The organism is Blastococcus aurantiacus (genome assembly GCF_900102425.1).
In the GTDB taxonomy this organism is placed as follows: domain Bacteria; phylum Actinomycetota; class Actinomycetes; order Mycobacteriales; family Geodermatophilaceae; genus Blastococcus; species Blastococcus aurantiacus.
Genome location: NZ_FNBT01000005.1, coordinates 243,948 through 262,702, shown reverse-complemented (window position 1 = coordinate 262,702; position 18,755 = coordinate 243,948). Strand labels below are relative to the sequence as shown.

19 protein-coding genes are annotated in these 18,755 nt (G+C 64.3%); 12 read left to right on the top strand and 7 right to left on the bottom strand.

Going from position 1 to position 18,755, the window contains the following annotated elements:
* Positions 1 to 28 precede the first annotated feature (28 nt).
* Both nrfD and BLS70_RS21345 read left to right on the top strand, forming a co-directional pair.
* On the top strand, positions 29 to 967 hold the full coding sequence (nrfD, locus tag BLS70_RS12215) for an NrfD/PsrC family molybdoenzyme membrane anchor subunit (protein WP_255362428.1): 939 nt from the start codon (positions 29 to 31) through the stop codon (positions 965 to 967).
* A 252-nt stretch (positions 968 to 1,219) separates the two neighbouring features.
* A complete protein-coding gene (locus tag BLS70_RS21345; RefSeq protein WP_255362427.1) occupies positions 1,220 to 1,345 on the top strand; it encodes a hypothetical protein in 126 nt (41 codons plus the stop codon).
* 760 nt (positions 1,346 to 2,105) lie between these two features.
* On the opposite strand, the gene BLS70_RS12210 is transcribed toward BLS70_RS21345, so the two are convergent.
* The 3 genes from BLS70_RS12210 to BLS70_RS12205 form a co-directional block, all read right to left on the bottom strand.
* Complete coding sequence (locus BLS70_RS12210; protein ID WP_176946382.1) at positions 2,106 to 3,257, bottom strand: O-antigen ligase family protein; 1,152 nt, start codon at positions 3,255 to 3,257, stop codon at positions 2,106 to 2,108.
* Between the two features lie 233 nt (positions 3,258 to 3,490).
* Positions 3,491 to 4,291, bottom strand: a complete 801-nt coding sequence (locus tag BLS70_RS21650; protein WP_369406234.1) for a Wzz/FepE/Etk N-terminal domain-containing protein — start codon at positions 4,289 to 4,291, stop codon at positions 3,491 to 3,493.
* 382 nt (positions 4,292 to 4,673) lie between these two features.
* Positions 4,674 to 6,161 carry an oligosaccharide flippase family protein gene (locus BLS70_RS12205; RefSeq protein ID WP_091767976.1) on the bottom strand — a complete coding sequence of 496 codons (1,488 nt, stop codon included), beginning with the start codon at positions 6,159 to 6,161 and terminating at the stop codon, positions 4,674 to 4,676.
* A gap of 322 nt (positions 6,162 to 6,483) precedes the next feature.
* Between BLS70_RS12205 and BLS70_RS12200 the strand changes: the two genes are divergently transcribed.
* Positions 6,484 to 7,278, top strand: a complete 795-nt coding sequence (locus BLS70_RS12200; protein ID WP_218122388.1) for a glycosyltransferase family 2 protein — start codon at positions 6,484 to 6,486, stop codon at positions 7,276 to 7,278.
* Between the two features lie 117 nt (positions 7,279 to 7,395).
* Here BLS70_RS12200 and BLS70_RS21645 read toward each other — a convergent pair whose 3' ends face one another.
* Positions 7,396 to 7,845 carry a glycosyltransferase gene (locus tag BLS70_RS21645; protein ID WP_369406235.1) on the bottom strand — a complete coding sequence of 150 codons (450 nt, stop codon included), beginning with the start codon at positions 7,843 to 7,845 and terminating at the stop codon, positions 7,396 to 7,398.
* 644 nt (positions 7,846 to 8,489) lie between these two features.
* On the opposite strand from BLS70_RS21645, the gene BLS70_RS12190 reads away from it, so the two are divergent.
* The 7 genes from BLS70_RS12190 (at position 8,490) to BLS70_RS20480 (ending at position 14,333) form a co-directional block, all read left to right on the top strand.
* Entirely contained in the window at positions 8,490 to 9,320 is an 831-nt protein-coding gene (locus BLS70_RS12190) for a glycosyltransferase (RefSeq protein WP_091767967.1), read from the top strand.
* Entirely contained in the window at positions 9,317 to 10,243 is a 927-nt protein-coding gene (locus BLS70_RS12185; RefSeq protein ID WP_091767964.1) for a glycosyltransferase family 2 protein, read from the top strand. The genes BLS70_RS12190 and BLS70_RS12185 overlap by 4 nt, the downstream gene beginning before the upstream one ends.
* A 189-nt stretch (positions 10,244 to 10,432) precedes the next feature.
* Positions 10,433 to 11,620 carry a nucleotidyltransferase domain-containing protein gene (locus BLS70_RS12180; protein ID WP_091767961.1) on the top strand — a complete coding sequence of 396 codons (1,188 nt, stop codon included), beginning with the start codon at positions 10,433 to 10,435 and terminating at the stop codon, positions 11,618 to 11,620.
* Complete coding sequence (locus tag BLS70_RS12175) at positions 11,617 to 12,435, top strand: class I SAM-dependent methyltransferase (protein ID WP_091767958.1); 819 nt, start codon at positions 11,617 to 11,619, stop codon at positions 12,433 to 12,435. The genes BLS70_RS12180 and BLS70_RS12175 overlap by 4 nt, the downstream gene beginning before the upstream one ends.
* Positions 12,428 to 12,706: a PqqD family protein gene (locus BLS70_RS12170; protein ID WP_091767956.1), complete on the top strand. Its 279-nt coding sequence runs from the start codon at positions 12,428 to 12,430 to the stop codon at positions 12,704 to 12,706. The genes BLS70_RS12175 and BLS70_RS12170 overlap by 8 nt, the downstream gene beginning before the upstream one ends.
* Positions 12,703 to 13,131, top strand: coding sequence for a lasso peptide biosynthesis B2 protein (locus BLS70_RS21640; protein WP_091767953.1), 429 nt, complete (start codon positions 12,703 to 12,705; stop codon positions 13,129 to 13,131). Before BLS70_RS12170 ends, BLS70_RS21640 begins: the two co-directional genes overlap by 4 nt.
* The gene (locus BLS70_RS20480; RefSeq protein WP_143030400.1) at positions 13,128 to 14,333 is read left to right on the top strand and encodes an asparagine synthase-related protein; all 1,206 of its coding nucleotides are present in this window, start codon (positions 13,128 to 13,130) and stop codon (positions 14,331 to 14,333) included. Before BLS70_RS21640 ends, BLS70_RS20480 begins: the two co-directional genes overlap by 4 nt.
* On the opposite strand, the gene BLS70_RS20475 is transcribed toward BLS70_RS20480, so the two are convergent.
* The gene (locus tag BLS70_RS20475) at positions 14,310 to 15,011 is read right to left on the bottom strand and encodes a hypothetical protein (protein ID WP_143030399.1); all 702 of its coding nucleotides are present in this window, start codon (positions 15,009 to 15,011) and stop codon (positions 14,310 to 14,312) included. The genes BLS70_RS20480 and BLS70_RS20475 overlap by 24 nt on opposite strands.
* Before the next feature lie 222 nt (positions 15,012 to 15,233).
* Here BLS70_RS20475 and BLS70_RS20790 point away from each other — a divergent pair, with 222 nt between their 5' ends.
* The gene (locus BLS70_RS20790; protein WP_176946377.1) at positions 15,234 to 15,401 is read left to right on the top strand and encodes a hypothetical protein; all 168 of its coding nucleotides are present in this window, start codon (positions 15,234 to 15,236) and stop codon (positions 15,399 to 15,401) included.
* 73 nt (positions 15,402 to 15,474) lie between these two features.
* Here BLS70_RS20790 and BLS70_RS20785 read toward each other — a convergent pair whose 3' ends face one another.
* Together BLS70_RS20785 and BLS70_RS21635 are read right to left on the bottom strand one after the other, a co-directional pair.
* Positions 15,475 to 15,837, bottom strand: a complete 363-nt coding sequence (locus BLS70_RS20785) for a LuxR C-terminal-related transcriptional regulator (protein WP_176946376.1) — start codon at positions 15,835 to 15,837, stop codon at positions 15,475 to 15,477.
* A 305-nt stretch (positions 15,838 to 16,142) separates the two neighbouring features.
* Positions 16,143 to 16,706 carry a response regulator transcription factor gene (locus BLS70_RS21635; RefSeq protein WP_091767943.1) on the bottom strand — a complete coding sequence of 188 codons (564 nt, stop codon included), beginning with the start codon at positions 16,704 to 16,706 and terminating at the stop codon, positions 16,143 to 16,145.
* A 37-nt stretch (positions 16,707 to 16,743) separates the two neighbouring features.
* Between BLS70_RS21635 and BLS70_RS12145 the strand changes: the two genes are divergently transcribed.
* The gene (locus BLS70_RS12145; RefSeq protein ID WP_091767940.1) at positions 16,744 to 18,555 is read left to right on the top strand and encodes an ABC transporter ATP-binding protein; all 1,812 of its coding nucleotides are present in this window, start codon (positions 16,744 to 16,746) and stop codon (positions 18,553 to 18,555) included.
* Positions 18,556 to 18,755: the final 200 nt, after the last annotated feature.

Sequence of the window (18,755 nt, the reverse complement as noted above, 5' to 3'; positions counted from 1 at the left end):
TGGCGGTCGGGGTCGCGGCGAGGTCGCGATGGTTGACGACGTCGAATTCACCTCGTACTACGGCCGGCAGATCGTCAAGACGCCGGTGTGGAAGTCGCCCGACGTGCCGCTCTACCTGTTCCTGGGCGGGGCGGCGGGGTCCTCGGCGATTCTCGGCGCCCTGGCCGACGTCACCGACCGGCCGGCGCTGACCCGCGCCGCCCGGCTCACCGCAGGCGGCGGATCGATCCTGTCGGTGGTCTTCCTCATCCACGACCTGGGCCGTCCCGAGCGGTTCCTGCACATGCTGCGCGTGCTGAAGGTGACCTCGCCGCTGTCGGTGGGCACCTACATCCTGGCGCCGTTCAGCGCGGCGGCCGGGGCGACGGCGGCGGTGGAGCTGCTGGGCTGGTTCCCGCGGCTCAAGCGGTTCGGCGGCGTTGTCTCCGCGATCTTCGGCGGGCCGCTGGCAACCTACACCGGCGTGCTGCTGGCCAACACGGCGGTGCCGTCGTGGCACGAGTTCCACACGAAGCTGCCGTTCGTGTTCGGCGGGTCGGCGATGGCCGCTGGTGGCGGAATCTGCATGGCGTTCACGCCGGTGGGGGAGGCCGAGCCCGCGCGGAAGATGGCGATTCTCGGTGCCGGCATCGAACTCGCCGTGATCCGGGGCATCGAGGGCAGTGAGAGCGTCGTGGCGGAGCCGTACCACGAGGGACGGCCGGGCCAGTTCATGCGCGCGGCCAAGGCGTGCACCACCATGGGCTTGGGGCTGGCCGTGGTGGCCGGGCGCCGCCGGTGGGGGGCGGTTACGTCAGGGGCGCTATTGGCGGCGGGCTCGCTGCTCACCCGCTTCGGCGTCTTCGAGGCCGGCATCGCAAGCACCAAGGACCCGAAGTACATCGTGGTTCCGCAGCGGGCCCGCATGGCCGCACGCGCGGCCGGTGCACCGGGCAAGGACGGCGGGGTTCGCTTCGTCACTCCCTGAGCGCGCTCCTGTGGCGAATCTATATGCCAATGTGACGGACGAGGGGTGAGGCGGCTACAGGTTCACCCGGCCGTAGGGCCCGACGGCGCGGCCGACCAGGTGGTCAACGCCGCGGCGGCACGCTCAAGGCTGACGATCGCGCATTCACGTTGACCGGGGGGCACGCTGCTCTGGACGGCCAACTGCGCCACCTCGGCATCCGGGTCGCTGCCGACGGGAGGACGTACCGTTCCGATGTGGGACCATACTTTCGTGACGGATGGCTTTGACCAGGAGCACGCCGATCGGGCGCGCGTCGCAAGCGCTCGCACCTTGGTGTGGACGTATATGGCTGCGGCGATGTTCGTCGGATTCTTCTTCTTCTTCTTCGTCTTGTGATCCGGTGATGCATCAGACGCCGAAGCAGTGTTCGCAGCACTGAAGCAATGCCGCCAACTGCGGCGAAGTTGAAAGCTCGAGCGCCTGGGACCGGTCGAGCGGCGGGGCGACCCCTGAACCTATCCGGGTTGCGTACGCGCGCGAACACCGAAAGCGGCCCTCAGTCCGGCGTCGGCCGCGGCAACCCGACGATGGTTGTCGCGGGGGGCCGATGGCCATGCGCACTGTTCGGCGGCCACAGTCAGCGGTCTCGGCTAGCGTGAGCGCGAGGCGCATATTTCGATCCGACCCTTGGGTGCGTTTGACGGGCGAGGCCACTAGAGGTACACCTAGATAAGACAATTCTGGGTGGCATCCACTTAGGGAATCCACGCTAGCGTACGCAGAACCTTGGGCTCGTGTGCGGACGCGCCATTGAGCGCATCGCTTCATCGGCGCAACAAGCATTGTGATGCTAGGCGTGCATGTTAGAGCAATCGCATCATCAGGGCAGCGCACTGGGGGACGAAAGGACGTTCCAAAGCGGTCGGTGGTCGCCGAGAATTTCGCCATTCTGGTTCAGAGGCTGTTGACGGGGTCGAGACAGGCGACTTCGAGTACGCGGATGCTTCGAGGGTCGACGATCAGGATGCCGGCCGCCGGAAGCGCCGAACGCTGAAGGTTCGCAGCGCAAAACACAGGCCCGTTATACGCGCAGCCAACCCCGTAGACCACTATCGTGCGCGCGCACTCCCGCCGCGGTGTGTGGCTCTGCGCCCTTCTACTCCGTCTTTCGCAGCCCATCGTCCAAGACCTTCCAGGCGGGCGCGACAAGGGGCTCCTGTCGGTCCGACGGGACTCTTGGTGACATCAGAGCTATTCGCCATAGCGCTCCTGATAGACCGAAAAGCAGAAAAAGAAGTCCGGCGAACGTAGGGAAGGCTAATGCGTCGAAGGTGAGCGAGGTGACTAGTGCCACGAGGGCACTGGCGGCCAGAGCTTGTCCGAGGTGCGCGTCGTCCGTGCGAGTGGCGTTCTTGCGCACGACTCGACCCAGGGCATACGTACCCAGGTATACAGCGGTCAACGCCACAGTGCCGACAAGCCCGACGTCTAGAAGCGAAGATAAGAACTGATTGTCAAGCACGCGGTAGATTTCAGGGACGTAGCTACCCAGACCACGTCCGAACCACGGGCGATCCGTAATATAGGAGCTCGTCGCAGCGTAGTCCGCACGGCGATTGATGATACTCGGGTCATTACCGTAGTTCAGAAAGGCAGATCTGATCGTCCCTAGAACCCCGGGATTAATGACACGGAACAGGCCGAGCGCCATGACGGCGACGAGGATCGCTTTCATACGAAAGGCGCGAGGCCACACCGAGCACAGCGCTACAAAGGCTATGGTCAACCCCAGGAACCCCGCCCGAGACACTGAGAACGGAACTGCGGCGGCGAGGATTCCCACTATGATCCAGCGTCGCCGTATTGAACGGGTTGTGGTCGCGGTGATTGCACGATGGATTGCCAGCGGTAGCACCATGGCGAGCACTACTCCGAACTCGATGTAGTGCTGCTGCGTTCCGTAGACGCGACTGAATCCAGGGCCACCACGCAAGCCTAGGCCGACGAGCTCCCGATTGTATACGAGACCCGGTATTTGGATATATGGTGACAAGTCCAATCCGTAAAACTGCAGTGTTCCCAGCGCGGCACTGAAGGCGCTCAATCCGACTAGAGCGCCGATAATGCGGTCGACGTCCTTGCGATTCCGCAACCCATCGGCAGCTATTAAGGCCACCCCTAGCCATGACCCGAGGGTCAAGAGATACCTATCGGCGCTCCGTGCCTCGAGGGGCAATAAGCCTCTATCGAATCCAGCAATATATGCCGCTAGGAAGGTAATGACGAGGACGAGAAGCACCCATCGCACCGGCTGCACCGTACGAATAATGAGTGTTGGATGCAGTCGCGTTAGGAGCCACCACAGCAGGAGTCCGAGACCGGCAACCACTGCTGGCCGCCCGGCGCCTCCCATTCCAGGGAAGACGAGACGTGCAGGAAGGATATACAGCAGGCAAATGAATACGACAATCAAGTTGCCGGCATTGAGGTAGTCGGGCGACGGTCGGGCATGACGTGCTACAAACTGTCTGACCTGAGACACTATCGGGCGTCTCGCGGAGTGATGTCAGGGGAACTCTGGCCAGCCTCCTTGTCGCCCGGCGACTTCTGTCCATTCAGGGATGCTGAAGGCTGCCCGAGCTCGTCCGACTTGGTGGACGTGGATGCGTGTCGACGCCCCGCTGGTCGCCCCCGTCTGATTGCAAGAGCGTCGACCAGGACCGTCAATCCGAGCGTCAGGAGAAGGCCAGCCCCGAGTGCTACAACAAGAGAGCGCAGTCGAGAGTTATCTACCGCGGCGACGCTAGGTTGTGCCAGTGTTTTGATTGTTAACTGAGACTCCGGCGTTGGGAGTGGCTGCTGGCGGCTCAGTTCCTGCCCCAGACCGACGATGACACGGGAGGCGGTATCCAGCGCGGTTTCGCGACTCTTCGACTCTACCAGGATGTCGACTATTGGCTGTCGCTCTCGGGCGACGACTGAGTAGGTTGCAAGCGTTGATCCGGCTGCAGCGCGCTCTCGAAACTCGGGCCCCGAGGCGAGAATGGCGAGCGCCTGCGACGAAATCTGGGTGGAGGAGTTGAAGTTGAGTAAGGGATTGACTGGCTCGATCCCGATGCCCTCGGACGTGGCCACTCGCGCCGCGCCTGGAGGAAGTACGATCACGCTGCCGGTCACGGTGTAGCCAGGTTGGACACCAGCTCGCACGGCGAAGGCAAGGACGATCGTGATGAGCGTCAAGGGCAGGACTACGTACCACCGCCGCCGAACGGCTCGGAGAAGCTGTGCGAGATCCACAGTCCGCCTTCCGGATGGATTCTGATTGATGATTCGAGTGCGCATCTTAGCCGCAAGCGGTTCGACGGCCCTGGTCAGACTGGGAGCGCCGCTTCTCCCGGCACGGGAACAGATGCCGCTCGAACTGGCCTTCAGCGAGATACTGTCAAGCCCAGACCGTCGCCCTGCCGCACCGCGCTCACCGAAGCGCCGCTCTCCCGGGCTGAGCCCTGCAATGCGGGGGTAGCGGCTGGCCCTCGGCCGCCGCACTCTGGGTGCCTGGAAGACGCGCAACTGGCTGCTAGCGGACTGCATGCCCTTCGGTCATCTGCGCGCGCGGAGAGCCGTCGGGACCTCCAAGCAGCCTGCCGCGGCGATTGATCAGCTCTCGACACTCGGCCGGTGAACGGACAACTCGCTGTTGGCACAATGGGCATCTCCTGAACCGTCAATGTCCGCGCCTTCTGAGGAGCGGAGTCAGCCTCTCTCGCTCGAACCATGCGACACACGTCAGTCCCGCTGCGGCGCTGCAGGCACCCGCACCGAGGGTGGCATGCAGATGTCCGAGGTCAGTTAAGGGAGACGCTATGACGGCCAGCCCGGCGAGGAGAGCAGCTGTCCCGGCGCAGATGCCCGGCAGAGACTCACTCCAGACCTCACGCAAGCGGAGTCCAGTGCTTATGGTGAGAGCCCAGAGGGACAATGGCACGACGATGCACGCACTCACTGCGAGCCGGACGCTAGCAACAAGGGCCAACTGAGTGGGGACGGACCAATGGTCGGCCATCACGCCGATGACGACAATGCCAGCCGCCGTCGTTAGCAGTGTTAGACCGTTCACCGCCGCTAGTAGGCCTGGGCGGCTTACCGCCTGCAGGAGCGGTGGCGCAATGGCGGCGAGCACAGCAACCAATCCACTCAGTGCAAGCACCATGAGCGGCAAGCCCGCGTCCTTCCACGCTTCCCCAAGCATCCGCGGTGCTGGCAGCGCTGCGCCGGCCAGGATGCCAAAGAGGGGCATCGCGAGCAAACATGTGCCCCGTTGAATCTTGAGAACGCGCTTATGGAAATCGTCTCGGGATGCGCCCTGGAGACGTGCCAAGTCCGGCAATACGGCCGATTGCCCGCTTCGTACCGATACGTCCAAAACCATGGACGCGATACGGCTCGCGAGCCGGTACAACCCCACAGACCGTGTGCCCATGAACAGGCCCACAAGCAGGGTGTCGAGATTCCCGATGAGCAGTTGTGCGGTGTCTGCTGCGCTCGACCGGGTCGAGTACGCCAGGAGGCTCTTTCTGATATCGGGGCAGCGCCAAGGGCCCGGGCCGTGGATTGAGGGGCGCCAAGGCGACCGCGCAAGCAGGACAGTTGTTGAAACAAGCGCCCCAGCGAGTTGCTGAGCCACCAGAGCCCACACACCCGCGCCGGCGACGGCCGCACACACACCGACAACTCCGCCGACAAGGAGTCCGGCGAGGCCCCGGACCGCGAGCAAGCGAAAGTCCGACCGCCGGCGTGCCAAGGCGTCGGGAACTAGGTCGACTGCCAGCAGCGGCAGGGTCACCACCAAGGCGCAGAGGACTGAGGGTAGTTCTTTGCTACCGAAGAGCAGTCCAATGGGTTGGCTCAAGACTAGCGTGACAGCCGCGAGCGTCAGGCTGCCGACCAGTGCAAGCCGGAAGGCCACATTAAGCACCTGCTCATCCACGACCTGTCGGGCGACGAGGGCTGGCCCGAGGCCTTGCTGGAATGCCACCTGAAACAGCAGCACGAAGAGCGATGCGATGGCCACCGTTCCGAAGTCCCTCGGCCCGAGTATGCCAGCCAGGACCAGCAGCACCAGCGTGCTGATTATGGCGCGACCGCCGTTCAATACCAGCGACCACGAGGCAGCCCGCTTCAGGCCCGCGGGCGCCTCCGTCTCAGCGGGCATGGGGTTGAATCGGCGGTGTCACGATGCCGCACTGTAGTTCTCTGCGTGCCGGGGAGGCACGTGTTGATGTCGCTGCGCTGTCCGAAGCAGTCAACTGACGGGCCAGTGACGCAGGGAGCCCGCCGTAGACCCACGATGAGCCGAGACTGCCCGCATCCCCTGACTTGGTAGCCAGCGTGCCCCGAACATGCATCGCCGACGACAGGGGCGAGGCCGTCGGCACGGCATACCGTAGTCGGTGAGTGATCCGGTTGATCCCGCGGCTAGTCTGGGCGTCGGCTTGCCTGCGCATGCCTGATTCAGACTGGTTGGGAGCCCAATGGTGCAACTGGCGAGCGTCGGATCCTCGGTACGTCGTGCTCTTCGCCGCCACATCGGTATTTGGCCTCTTTTCGAAGCCCGCAATCGAGTCGTGCATGTCCGCGGGACTCTGGCCGCGCGGGCGACGGAAGCCCGTGAGACGCGTCGACTGGCCGAGCAGGTCCGTGACTTCGGGCCAGCGACGGTGGCAACTGTTATCCCGACCTACAAGCGGCCTGACCTGCTGCAGCGGGCCGTCGCGTCGGCTCTTTCGCAAACTGTCGACGACCAAATCATCATCGTCGTGGACGATGGAGGAGGACTGCCTAAGCTGCCGGAGGACTCGAGACTGCGAGCCGTCTCCCTGAGCCACAACACGGCCATCCTGGGACTCGTACGAAACGTGGGCATCTCGTTGACGCAGTCGAAGTACGTTGCCTTCCTCGATGACGACAACGAGTGGATGCCGAATCATCTCGAGATTGCACTCGAGGCGCTCGGGAGGGATGTCGACATGGTGTATACGGCCTTGCAGCGGCACCTACCTGACGGCACGTTGGTGGATATCCTCACACGCGACTTTGATCGCAAGGCGCTGGCGGATGACTCGAACTACCTCGATATCAACGCCGTCCTGGTGCGCAGACGTCCCTCGCTCCACTTTAGCCGCATCCCGCGTACTAAGCGGACCCTTCCAAAGGAAGACTGGGAGTTCATCTACCGTTTCTCCAGGCGTCACGACGTTCGGCACGTTCCCGTGCCTACCGTGCGGTACCTGATTAATGAAGAAAGCTACTACACGGAGTGGAGCCCGTAGTCGCGAAATGCATTAGGATCGGCTACCGGGGCCTGCTCCGGCAGCCGAACGCGATGGCCAAGCCGCAAAAGTGATCGAAGCCGTGCGGAGTGACCGCGCCACTATCGCGTGTCCTCCCTACGTGCTGGGAGGTGGGGCGACGCGCCATCTGGCGGCGGACCGAACGTCTTCCCAGCTGAGGTCCAGCGCCTCTCGATAGAGCGCTAGATCTCGGCCATGGAGTTCCCTCGCGATCTGTAGCTGATGGTCGTCTACATGTTCCGCGTAAGCGGATCGGCGAGGGACCAAGATGGGTCGGCGCCCCGCATTAAGCGCCCCCAAGGCGCTACCGATGCCTGCATGGGCGATCACTGCGTCTGCTTGCGCCATGGCGGAGTGCAATTCATGCTGAGGCAAGTACGGATGGGCGGTAATCGGCAAGCCGTCAACGTCCGACTCCCCGGTCTGCCACAGAACGTCGCAGTCGGCTGGGATGATGGTCACGAGCCTCTCGAGGAGTCGTCGGAAGCCGTAGCCCTGAATAGTACCTAGCGTGACCACCACGGAATGAATGGGCTGCTCAGTCATCTGTGTGGCCACGAAATCATCGAAGACCGAAACACTAAGGTCCCAGGGCGGTCTTGCCCACGAGCGGTACTGCGCCGACAGTTGAATGCCGGGTATCCGCTGGAGGATGCGCCCAGTGCGGGACGGTCCCTCGCTTCGTGCGGCACTCTCGATGTAGTGCGCTGATCTGCCCATGGCTCGGGCGGCGGGGAGGAAGGATAGCGCAATGCCGGAGCCCGTGCTGATTACGGCGTCGATCTGATGCCTTTTCAGGATCCGTATGGCGAGGGGAACGTTGGCGGCGACCCTGCGGTAGTCGCGTGGAGCCGTGTACGGCACGAACTCGACGCTTTCGCTGGCCAGCATCGATCGGCTCTGGGGCGAATCGAATGTTGCCCAGACGACGGGGGAACCTGGGGCGACCAGTCGAGGTCGCAGCTGATACAGCTGCGCAAGGTGCCCCCCGGTCGCAGCGACGAGCAATGTGGTCACAGTCGACTCCTGGTGCTGCGGGCATGAACTGCCTCACCCTAAGTGACGCAGGGGGAGCGGAGGCGATGCCGGCCAGGTTCTGCGTCCGCCTACGTCATAACTGCCGTTGGTCGCTGACGGTGCGAACGCGGGGTTCGTGATCGAATGAGCTCGTGTCAGCTGGTATAGCCCCCATGGCCTCGGTCATCATCCCTGCGCACCAGGAGGAGTCGGTCATCGGTCGGTGCCTCGACACCTTGCTGGAGGGTGCCGACCCTGGTGTCCTCGAGGTCATCGTGGTCGCGAACGGCTGCACTGACGGCACGGCCGAAGTTGTCGCTCGTTACGGGCAGCGGGTTCGGTTGAGGCAGTTGTCCGTCGGATCGAAGACGGCTGCGCTGAACGCCGGCGATGACATGACGTCGACCTTCCCCCGCATCTACCTGGATGCCGATGTTGAGCTCTCGTTTCAAGCGGCGAGGGCCGTGATCGCATGCCTGGACTCGCGGGACCCGCTCCTCGCCTCTCCGCGTCGAGTGTTGCAGGTGAATGGCGCGACCCGCCCTGTCAAGTGGTTCTTGCGTGCGTGGGAGGCGTTACAAGCAGCGCGCAGGGAAAGTATCGGTAGCGGCGTATATGCGCTGAATCAGGCTGGACGTGCTCGCTTCGAGCGCTTCCCTGACGTTATCGGGGATGATCGCTTTGTGCATGGTCTTTTCGAGGCGGCCGAGAAGCGCGTGGCCGAAGCGGAGGTCAAGGTCTGGCCGCCCCGAAACCTCCGAGAGCTAGTGAAGGTGAGAACCCGCATCGTCGTGGGGAACATGGATCACAGCCCATTGCAGCAAGTCGGCCCGCACAGGCCACCAATACCAGTGCAGGCACGGCATGTCCTCCGTGACCCAACGGCTATCGCAGCCCTGCCGTTGTACCTCGGGGTGTCCTTGCTCGTACGTCTGCGTGCGCGCCGCCGGATCAAGTCTGCCGACCACCACTCTTGGGCGCGGGCAGAACGGAGAGTCTCATGACTCCCGACGTATCGGTGCTCATCGTCACCTACAACAGCGGACCGCATATCGAGGCTTGCCTGACGGCCTTGGAGGAGGCCCTCCTCCGGGTCCGGGGTGAGATTCTGGTGTACGACAACGCTTCCAAGGACGACACGGTCGCGCGTGCCCGTAGCTTCCCGTCGGTGCGGGTGGTGGAAGGTTGCGACAATCTCGGCTTTGCGGCAGCTTGTAACCGTCTAGGCGCGCTCAGTAGTGGGCGCTACCTTTGGTTCCTCAATCCGGACACCCGTGTTGACTCCCGAGCGGTCGACGAGCTTCTTCGGGTTGCGTCCCAGCATCCGCAAGCGCACTTGTTCGGTGCCAAGACGATCACTCCCGACGGTCGGACCGTGACCGCAAGTGCTCAGGGTGAAATGTCAATATGGTCACTGACCTGTTTCGCCAGTGGGCTTTCAACAATTCTCGCTGGTCGGCGTGGAGCGGATCCTGAGAGCCTTCCAGGTTGGGATCGCACCACGACTCGGCACGTGCCCATGCTCAGCGGCGGCGCGCTCATGATCAGTCGGCACGCCTGGGCAAGGCTAGGCGGCTTCGACGAGCGCTACTTCATGTACGCCGAGGATGCTGACTTGTGCGCTCGCGCGTGCAGGGAGGGCTTCAAGCCGCTCTATGTTGCTTCCGCCGTAGTGGAGCATGAAGTAGGCGCCTCATCCTCGGCAGGAGGCAAGCTTGTGCTTCTTCATCGCGGAAAGGTCACCTACGTGCGGACCTTGTGGTCTCCTCTTCGCGCCTGGGTGGGCACGCGGCTACTTATCGTCGGCGTCGCCTTACGCTCAGCGGCCGCACGCCTTGGCGTGTTTCCAGACCGGCATGGTCGGTCGTTGGGAGATGCATGGACCGAGGCGTGGCGACGTCGTACGGAGTGGCGGCGCGGTTGGTGATGGTGAGCCTGGCCTATTCCACTGTGATGACGTCCTCTCATTGCGAGTGGCAACGAAGGTAGGCGGCAGTGCCAATCCGACCATTAGCGACGACTCCGGGCAACCATGGGTCGGGCGAACTCGTAGCGTCAGTTCGACGACCTAGTAGATTCGGGGGGAGGATAGCCGGTGAGGCCTCTGCATCGGTCGATGCGTGAGCGGATCGCGCGCGTGCGCGCGGTTGAGCGCGTGCTCACCGGCTGTGTTCGCGAGCACGATTGGACCGAGACTCCGTCCGACGTTGAGGCCATCCTCCCGGCCGTGGATCAAAGCCGACTCGTCGACCTAGCGCTGCGGCACCGGGTTGTCGCACCCGTACTGACAAGCCTCGCAGGCTCTTCGGCATTCGATCCTGATGTTCGCAGGCGGCTGCGCGCACTGACCCGCATGGATCACCTTCGAAGTCTTCAGGTAGAAGGTGAGTGCAGGCATGTCGGGGCAGCGCTGCGCGAGACTCCTTGGCTGGTCGTGAAAGGCCCGGCTTTGGCTCGCGGCTATTACCGCCGACCGGAGCTGCGAGCTTATGGCGACTTAGACATCCTCGTCCGTCCCGCTGACTTCGCCCTCTCATTGGAACGTTTGTCCGAGGCGGGCTACAGGCTCCTTGACCGGAACTGGACGCACCTATTGCAGACCATGTCGGGTGAAGTGCACCTGCTCTCGCCGAGAGGCGTTCTCGTCGACCTTCATTGGGACCTTACGAATGACCTGGCGACGCGGGAGAGTTACGCGATGGTTGCGCGTTCGTTCTTTGAGCGCGCGGAGCCGGTCCGAATCGCCGACGCGGAGTTCCAGACGCTGGACCCCCTCGACACCGTCGTGCACACGGCTGTGCACGCAGCCCGCTCAGGAGGAGACCGCCTCGTTTGGATGAAGGACCTCGAACAACTGGTGCTCGCGGGCCGCTTCACTTGGCCCGCTCTCGCCGTTCGGAGTGCCGAACACCACGCCATTCTGCCCGTCACCGTGATGCTGCATCGCATGCGCGCGACGCTCGACGTCCCACGCGTGTCTCACGCGGACTTGCGGTCACTCGGTGGACCGCGCACGTGGCAGTGGGTCGGGAAGGCCGTTGACCGCTTTGCTCCGTTGCTCGGCGCGGGCCCGGACGGCTCGATAGCGCGCATGTACGCGCGTTCCACCCGCTCCGACAGCAGATCTGCCTCTACAGAGTTGGCTCGCCGGCTGGTGGCCCGTGCGCGCCGGGGAACGTGGCCAGACGAGAACAACACTCTTAACCCGGCCCACCCCGAGTCCGTCCTGTACGACTCTGGGGGGGGAGCGGGGAGGGCCGCATTCCTGGACGCAGTCTTGGCGCACGACTGGGAAGTGACGTGAGCGCGCGGCCGTTGTGGCTCCGGGTCTACCTGACGGGGGAGCGGCGGATCGAGCGGCTCGTACAAGATCTGCACGGCGTCTGGGACGGCGTCTGGCTAGGAACGCTGACTCCTGAACAGTTGGGCGTCCTGGATAGGGCCTATTACGACGGCGAGGGCATGTATCGCACCGAGACGTATAACAGGCGGGGACTGTTCGAATGGGAAAGGCGCATAGTCGACAGTCACTTCCTGAACGGTGGCCGGATAGCGGTGCTGGGGGCCGGAGGAGGACGGGAAGTCTTGGCTTTGCTAGCCACCGGATACGACGTGCAGGGATTCGAGCCGAACGCCGAGTTGGTAGCAGTGGGCGCGCAACTGACAATGGCCGACGGGCATGGCAGTCGGGTCTCGTTCAGTCCGCGCGACGGATGGTCCGCGCCAGCGGAGTCCTTCGACGGAGTGCTCGTCGGTTGGGGCGCGTACATGCTGATCCCTTACAGGGAGGCGCGGGTCGCGCTCTTGCGGCAGGCGTCAGTCGCTACCCGTGGAGACGGTGTCGTAGCGGTTTCTTTCTTCACCATGCAGGGCGACCGCCGGCCGTTCCACATCGCCTATCGCGTGGCTCGTCTCGTCCGACGACTACTCGGCCGCCCGGCGCCCTTGATGGGAGATGCGCTCGTGCCGAACTTCGCGCATCACTTCACGCGGTCTCAAGTCGTTGAAGAGCTGACGGCCGCCGGACTTGAGCTAGTCGAGTGGGGCACCACCCCCGGTGGATACGGTTGGGTGGTCGCGCGCAGGGCCGTTGCGAACAAGGGAGCATCAGGTGAGTGAAGGAACGGGCAAGTCGATCCGTTTGCGCCAGGGGGCGGTGACGTGGCACGAGGCCGACGGTGAAGTCATCGCGCTCGACCTCCAGTCGTCCGACTATCTCGGGGTCAACCCGGCTGGAGCGGCGCTCTGGACTCGGCTCGTGGATGGAGCGACCGAGGCGGAGTTGATCGAAACACTCCGTAGCAGGTATGAGCTCGACCACGAACGCGCGGCAGCGGATGTCAAGTCATTTCTAGGGGAAGCGCGGACCCGGGGCCTGCTCGAGGAATGACGTCGTCGAATTATCCGTCCCGTTTGCACGGGCTGGACGAGTGGCGGGCCTACAGGCGGGCCCCACTTGTCGGCCGGTACAGCGTGGCGTCCGCCCGGGCTGGGCTCTGGGCCTGGATCAGTCTCCGCAGGGCGGCAAGAGCGCTGGCCCGGGATGGTGTCAGGGCGACCGTCGTTGCGCCGCCACCACTGCCTTCAGGCGCCCGTCGGGGTGTCGAGGCGGTGCTGCGTCGGACCTCGCCCACCTGTCTTGAACGGTCCTTGGTCTTGCAGTCATGGCTGGCCCACCACGACGTGCCCTGCGAAATCATCATCGGCGTAGCCAAGGATGGCCCCGACGTAAAGGCGCATGCCTGGCTTGACATCGAGTCGGGTGACCACGTCGCTCGCAATTATCGGGAACTGCACCGTTTGGAGCCTCGGTGACAACGTCCGCGCGAGCCTGGCGCCCCTGGCAGTTGTCTCCGTTGGAACTTGCAGCAGGATTCGCGCTGGGAATCGGCAACACCCCCCCTCTTCCCAGGGCGCCGGCAGGTTCGCCGAGTGCACGCAAGGCTTTTGAGGAGGTCATCCTCGAGGCGCTTCGTCACCCGCCGTGCGTGGTCAGCTTTTCCGGAGGGCGGGACTCCTCTGCGATCCTCGCCGTGGCCGCAGCCGTCGCACGAAGGGAAGGCCTACCTCCCCCGATAGCGGTCAGTCAGCGATTCACCGGCGTGGATACGGCGGAAGAGTCGCGGTGGCAGGAGATGGTCATCGCCGAAGCCAAAGTCGTTGACTGGGAGCGACTCGAACTCACCACTGAACTCGACGTCGTCGGCCCTCTGGCGCGGGACCTCATCAGCCGACACGGGGTGCTCTGGCCGGCGAACACCATGTTTCATGCGCCCATTGCCGCACTAGCTCGTGGTGGCACGTTGGTGACCGGCTTCGGCGGCGACGAGATCATGTCACCTGGATGGGCCTGGGAGCGCCTCAACAGAGTGCTGAGTCGCCAGGTGCGCCCCCGCCGTGGTGATCTCATCGAAGTCGCCGGTGCGATCGGGCCTCCAGCACTGAGACGGAGGGTGCTGGCGCGCCGCCCCGACCCTAGCGCCCCCAGTCCATGGCTTCGTCCACACGCCGAACGGGCGGTCCGACGAGCTTGGGAGGACTTGCGCGTCGCGGAACCCGTCCATCACGGCAAGGCGATCCGGTGGTGGTGGTCATCGCGATACATGTCCACCACGCTGCAGAGCCTAGGACTTCTTGCCAGCGGTTATGGCGCATCCATTCTTCATCCGTTTGCCGACCCACGTTTCCTGACGGCTGTAGCACGGGAGCGGGGTCGCAACGGTCCTCGGAGCCGGTCCCAGAGCATGATCGGTCTGTTCTCCGACGTCCTGCCGGAGCAGACGCTCGTAAGGGTTGGCAAAGCCTCGTTCAACGGAGCATTCCTGGGTCCGGAAACGCGGTCTTTCGCGAAGGACTGGGACGGGTCCGGGGTCGATCCTTCGTACGTGGATGTCGAGGTACTGCGCGACATCTGGCGCACGGAGGACCCCGATGCGCGCAGCTATCCCCTGTTCCAAGCCGCATGGGCAGCCACGGTCATGCCCTCGTCAGCTTCAGGAACTGAGCGCGTCCAATAGCTCGCAGGTCGAGCTCTCCATCGTGGACCAGTCCTGTCGGCGGCTCCAGTGAAGAATCGGAACACCGGCCAGGCTGAAGAACTTCGCCGGTTCAGTCGGCGGCAGAGGGACGGCCAGATTCGAGGCGAGGAGCGGCACCCGCATTTGAAGCGGCAAGACGGTGACCGCAGCCTCGCCCCACGTCGGCAGGATCCACCCACGCAAGGGCGCTGCTCCTGTCGGAGGAATCGGCACGCGCCAGCGCGCTCGCCGGCCTACGACTCCCAAGGGTGTACCGAACCCGAAGTGAGCCGCTGCACCCTCGCGGAGATCGATCAGTCCTGGCCCGGGGATCACCATCCCGTCCTGCACGACCACTACGTCGTCCGTGATGATGGGGAGGCCGAGAACATGCAACTGGGCCATGAGTGAACTCTTGCCTGCGTTTCGCTCGCCCAGTACCCCCCACGCACCCCCGCCGTATTCGAATGCGCCGGCATGAATCGTCTGCCAGCCCAGCCATCGAGCCATGATGGCCGCAACGCGTGCGATGTGCGGATGTACAAGATGGTCGTGGGGGAGAGGCGTCGTAGTCCTGAAATGCGCTGACAGCCTGGCACGATCCACTTCCACATCTCCCAGGCCATTGGGTAGCCGGTACGCGGTGCGGTCATCAGTCGACGTGTCCTTTGCCAGCATGGACGGTCCCCTCGCCTGGGTCACTCGCAGGACGGGGGCCGACTTCGGCGTTGGTCGCAGCAGCGCTGACGCCTCGGAGAGGTCCGGCATGGTGAATCCGTAGCAGCCCGTAGGCACCTCATGGCCCTTCGTCGAGGGCGCCACCCTAGGGGAAGTTGCCCGGTGCGTTTCGATCGTCGGCAATCTAACTTGATCTCACCTACTAGCAACGGGAAGTGCCTGATGGAGAACTACGAAGCGCCGTCGATCACCACGATCGGTTCACTGCACGACATGACCCTGCAGGTCAACAAGACTCTGGGTGCCAATGATGGAACCGGCCTCATCGGTATCCCCGGCGTCCCTGATGGCACGCCGATCGGTGAGCCCGGTAGCGGCCCGCTCAGCTGATGCACCGCTCGCCGTTGCCCGGCCAAAGGGACTGGGCAACGGCGAGCATGCAAGGCCGTGCTCGAGACTACTTTCAGCTGAGGCCCAGTTCGAGGGCCCGCTGAACTGCTTGAGCGCCGGTACGCACCCCGAGTTTCGAGAAAATCTTGGAGCGGTGCGTATCGATCGTCTTGACCGAAAGGCCGAGATCCCGGGCGATGGACTTCGCTGGTGTGCCAGCCATCATCGCCCGCAAGACCTCCATTTCCTTCGCAGTCAGTTGGGGCGCCTCGTCACTCCGGGTCGCTCGCCACTGCTCCAGAACGAGCATGGCGACCGCTGGATGCAGCGTCGCGCCGCCGGAGGCGGCAGCCTCTACGGCTTCCCACAATTGCCGGGGGTCGGTCGTCTCCAGGGGCAGGAAACCGGCCGCCCCGCGCAGAAGCAGCTCGGGCACCAAGGAAGCAGATTCCTGACTTCCTACAATGACGACTCGCGCGCTCGCGGAGAGTAGCTGGGACATGACGGCCAGCAACGGTACTCCGTCGATGTCAAGGGCGCACAGCGCCACCACCTGAGACCCTTGGTTGCACGCCCTCAGCAGTTCCTCGGCGGTTCCTACGTGGGAGATCGTCGCCGAATCGCCAGCGGATGCGCGCAAAGAACTCCGAAGCGCCGATCGGACCAACGTCGATCCGCCTGCAACGACCACCGCAAGCCCGTGCTCACCACGAGGAGCCGGTGTCGTCGGAGGCCGGCTGGTCATCGGCTTGCCTCGGGCCGTGTAGCGCTGCGCCTCACGACCCGTCCGCTGCCGCGAATCTCATGAGCCAGTCGCACTGCCTCCTGGCCAGACGTGGCGCCCAACTTCTCCATCGTCCGCCGACGGGCGGTCTCTACCGACCGCACGGACACTCCCAGCTTTTCTGCCGTCTGAGCAGCGGTCAGACCTGAGGCGGTCGCTTCAAGAACTGCGTACTCATGGGGCGAGAGCAAGCGGTGAGCCGGCTCGGAGGGCGCTGCAGTGTCCCTCGTAGTGTCGTTAGAGGCCGCGTGGACGGCGTCACAGAGAAGTTCCACCTCCCCGAGGTCGTACTCCTCGGCGCTGAATCGAGGCAGAGTTCCGCCGCCCTGCTCCGAGCTCACCCACAGGTCTACGTCGGATCGCCACCCTTCGGTCGACCGCCAGTCGGTGAAGACCCCCACGACCTGGAGTCGATCGTCAGACGAAAGCGCCACCCTCAGGCGTTCTCCAACAATGGGACGTCGATCCACGATCCCGACTCTTAGCGCGGTCGGGACCGGTGTGGCGAATGCGGACCCCATGACCGCAGGCTAAGCGAACCCCCTATGATCCCGGCCTATGCCGCCCTTCCGACGTCGGCTGCAGGCGGAGAAATTCCCCCTCTTGAGTGCAGTCGGGACGGTCTATGCGGCTGACCGGCGGGGGACGCTCGCCGCAGCGGCGTTGACCTTCGTCGGCGCGATGTCGGCGTTGGGGCTGGTCCTGGCCAGTCACCTCGCGCTCACGACGGTTCTCGTCGAGAGGGCTCCGGTCACCGCTCTAGGTGTACCGCTAGCTCTGTTAGCGCTCACGACCGCGGTCTCGGCTGCTGTTCCCGTCCTGCTCTCGTTACAGCAGCGCGTTCTGGGAGAGCGGGTGACGCAGACCATCTGGAGGCGCTTGCTTGACTCATGCGCGTCGGCCGATCTGGTCACGTACGAATCGCATGCGTTTCTCAACCGTTTGGAACGAGTGAGGGCCAACGCCGTCGGCCGCCCGCCGACCGTCGTGTCTGGCCTCTTGGCTCTCGGCGGCAGTGGAATAGGGGTCGTAGCGATGGGTGGCGCGTTGGTCGCCATCGCTCCCCTCATGCTCCCGGTCCTGCTGCTCGGGGGCATTCCGACGATTGTCGTCGCCCGTCGCACGAGCGTGCTGGAATTCGCGTTCGCCCGACGGGTGACCCTCCTTGGTCAGCGCCGGGGCTACCTCAAGCTGCTGCTCAGCTACCGCTTCACGGCGGCCGAGCTGCGGGCGTTCGACGCGACGACGGAGCTCCTGCGACGGCACGCTGAGGACGATGCGCAGTATCTGTCTCTGCTGGAGGAGCATGTCCGTAAGCGGCGGCGGTATGCCTTCGCCGGCCTCGTCGCCTCGGCTCTCACGCTGGGCGGGGCGCTGGCGGTCGTGGTCTGGCTCACTGCCGCGGGCCGCCTGAGCCTGCCGGACGCCGGCGCTGCAGCGATTGCCGCCCGCATCCTGGGGGGGCAGCTGAGCCAGGTGTTCCGGTCCTTCGGCTCCCTCATGGAGGCATCCCCGTTTCTCCTGGATCTCGCGAAGTTCCACGAGGACTACCCGCCCGGCCGCAGCGCCGGCACCCGGCACGACCTGTCCACCTCCCTGGTGGTGGAAGAGGCGTCCTTCACCTATCCGGGACAGGAGCGGCCGGCACTTGACGGCGTCACCGTGGTCGTGCCAAGAGGTCAGGTCGTGGCCTTGGTGGGTGAAAACGGCTCGGGTAAGACGACGCTCGCCAAAATCATGGCCGGCCTGTACGCGCCGGAGGCCGGCCGTGTGCTGTGGGACGGGAGCGAGCTCGACGGAGACGACCGGCGAGCGAGCTGCAGCATCCTGTTCCAGGACTTCCTGAAGTACCAGATGAGCGTCGCGGACAACGTGGCCATCTCCGACACGACCGTTCCCATCGACAGGGGAAGGATCGAGAGCACCGTCGAGCGGGTGGGGATCGCGGACGCGGTAAATCGCCTCCCGCACGGCTTCGACACGGTGATGGGAATCGAACTGGAGGAGGGCGCCGACCTCTCTGGGGGCCAATGGCAACGGCTCGCCCTCGCCCGGGCCCTCTACCGCGACCGCTCTCTTGTCATTCTCGACGAGCCGAGCGCGGCCCTAGATCCTCGAGCAGAGCACGAGCTGTTCGCCGACGTCCGAGGAGTGCTGGGCGGCCGAGCCGCGGTTCTGATCTCGCACCGCTACTCCAGTGTCCAGCTCGCCGATGTCATCTACGTCATGGAAGGCGGCCGAGTGGTGGAGGGTGGGACGCACGAAGAACTCGTGGCGTTAGGCGGGCGCTACGCGGAGTTGTACGCACTGCAGGCGCAGGCTTACCTGGCACCATCGTCCTCACCGCAACGGAGCGAGCGGAACGCATAGCGTCAGGGACATGGCGGATTCCCCGTGTAGCAGGCCGCATGCCTGATTCCGCCCTTCCCGCAAAGGCTCTCCGAGCGGTACCTTCTCGCCGTTGATTGAACTCGGAAGTTTCACAGCTCCGGCGACGCTGTGGCGCAGCGAGTTCGTATTCATGGGGCGCACACGGGGGTGTGACTATTTCGTTCGTTGAGATCCGTGAC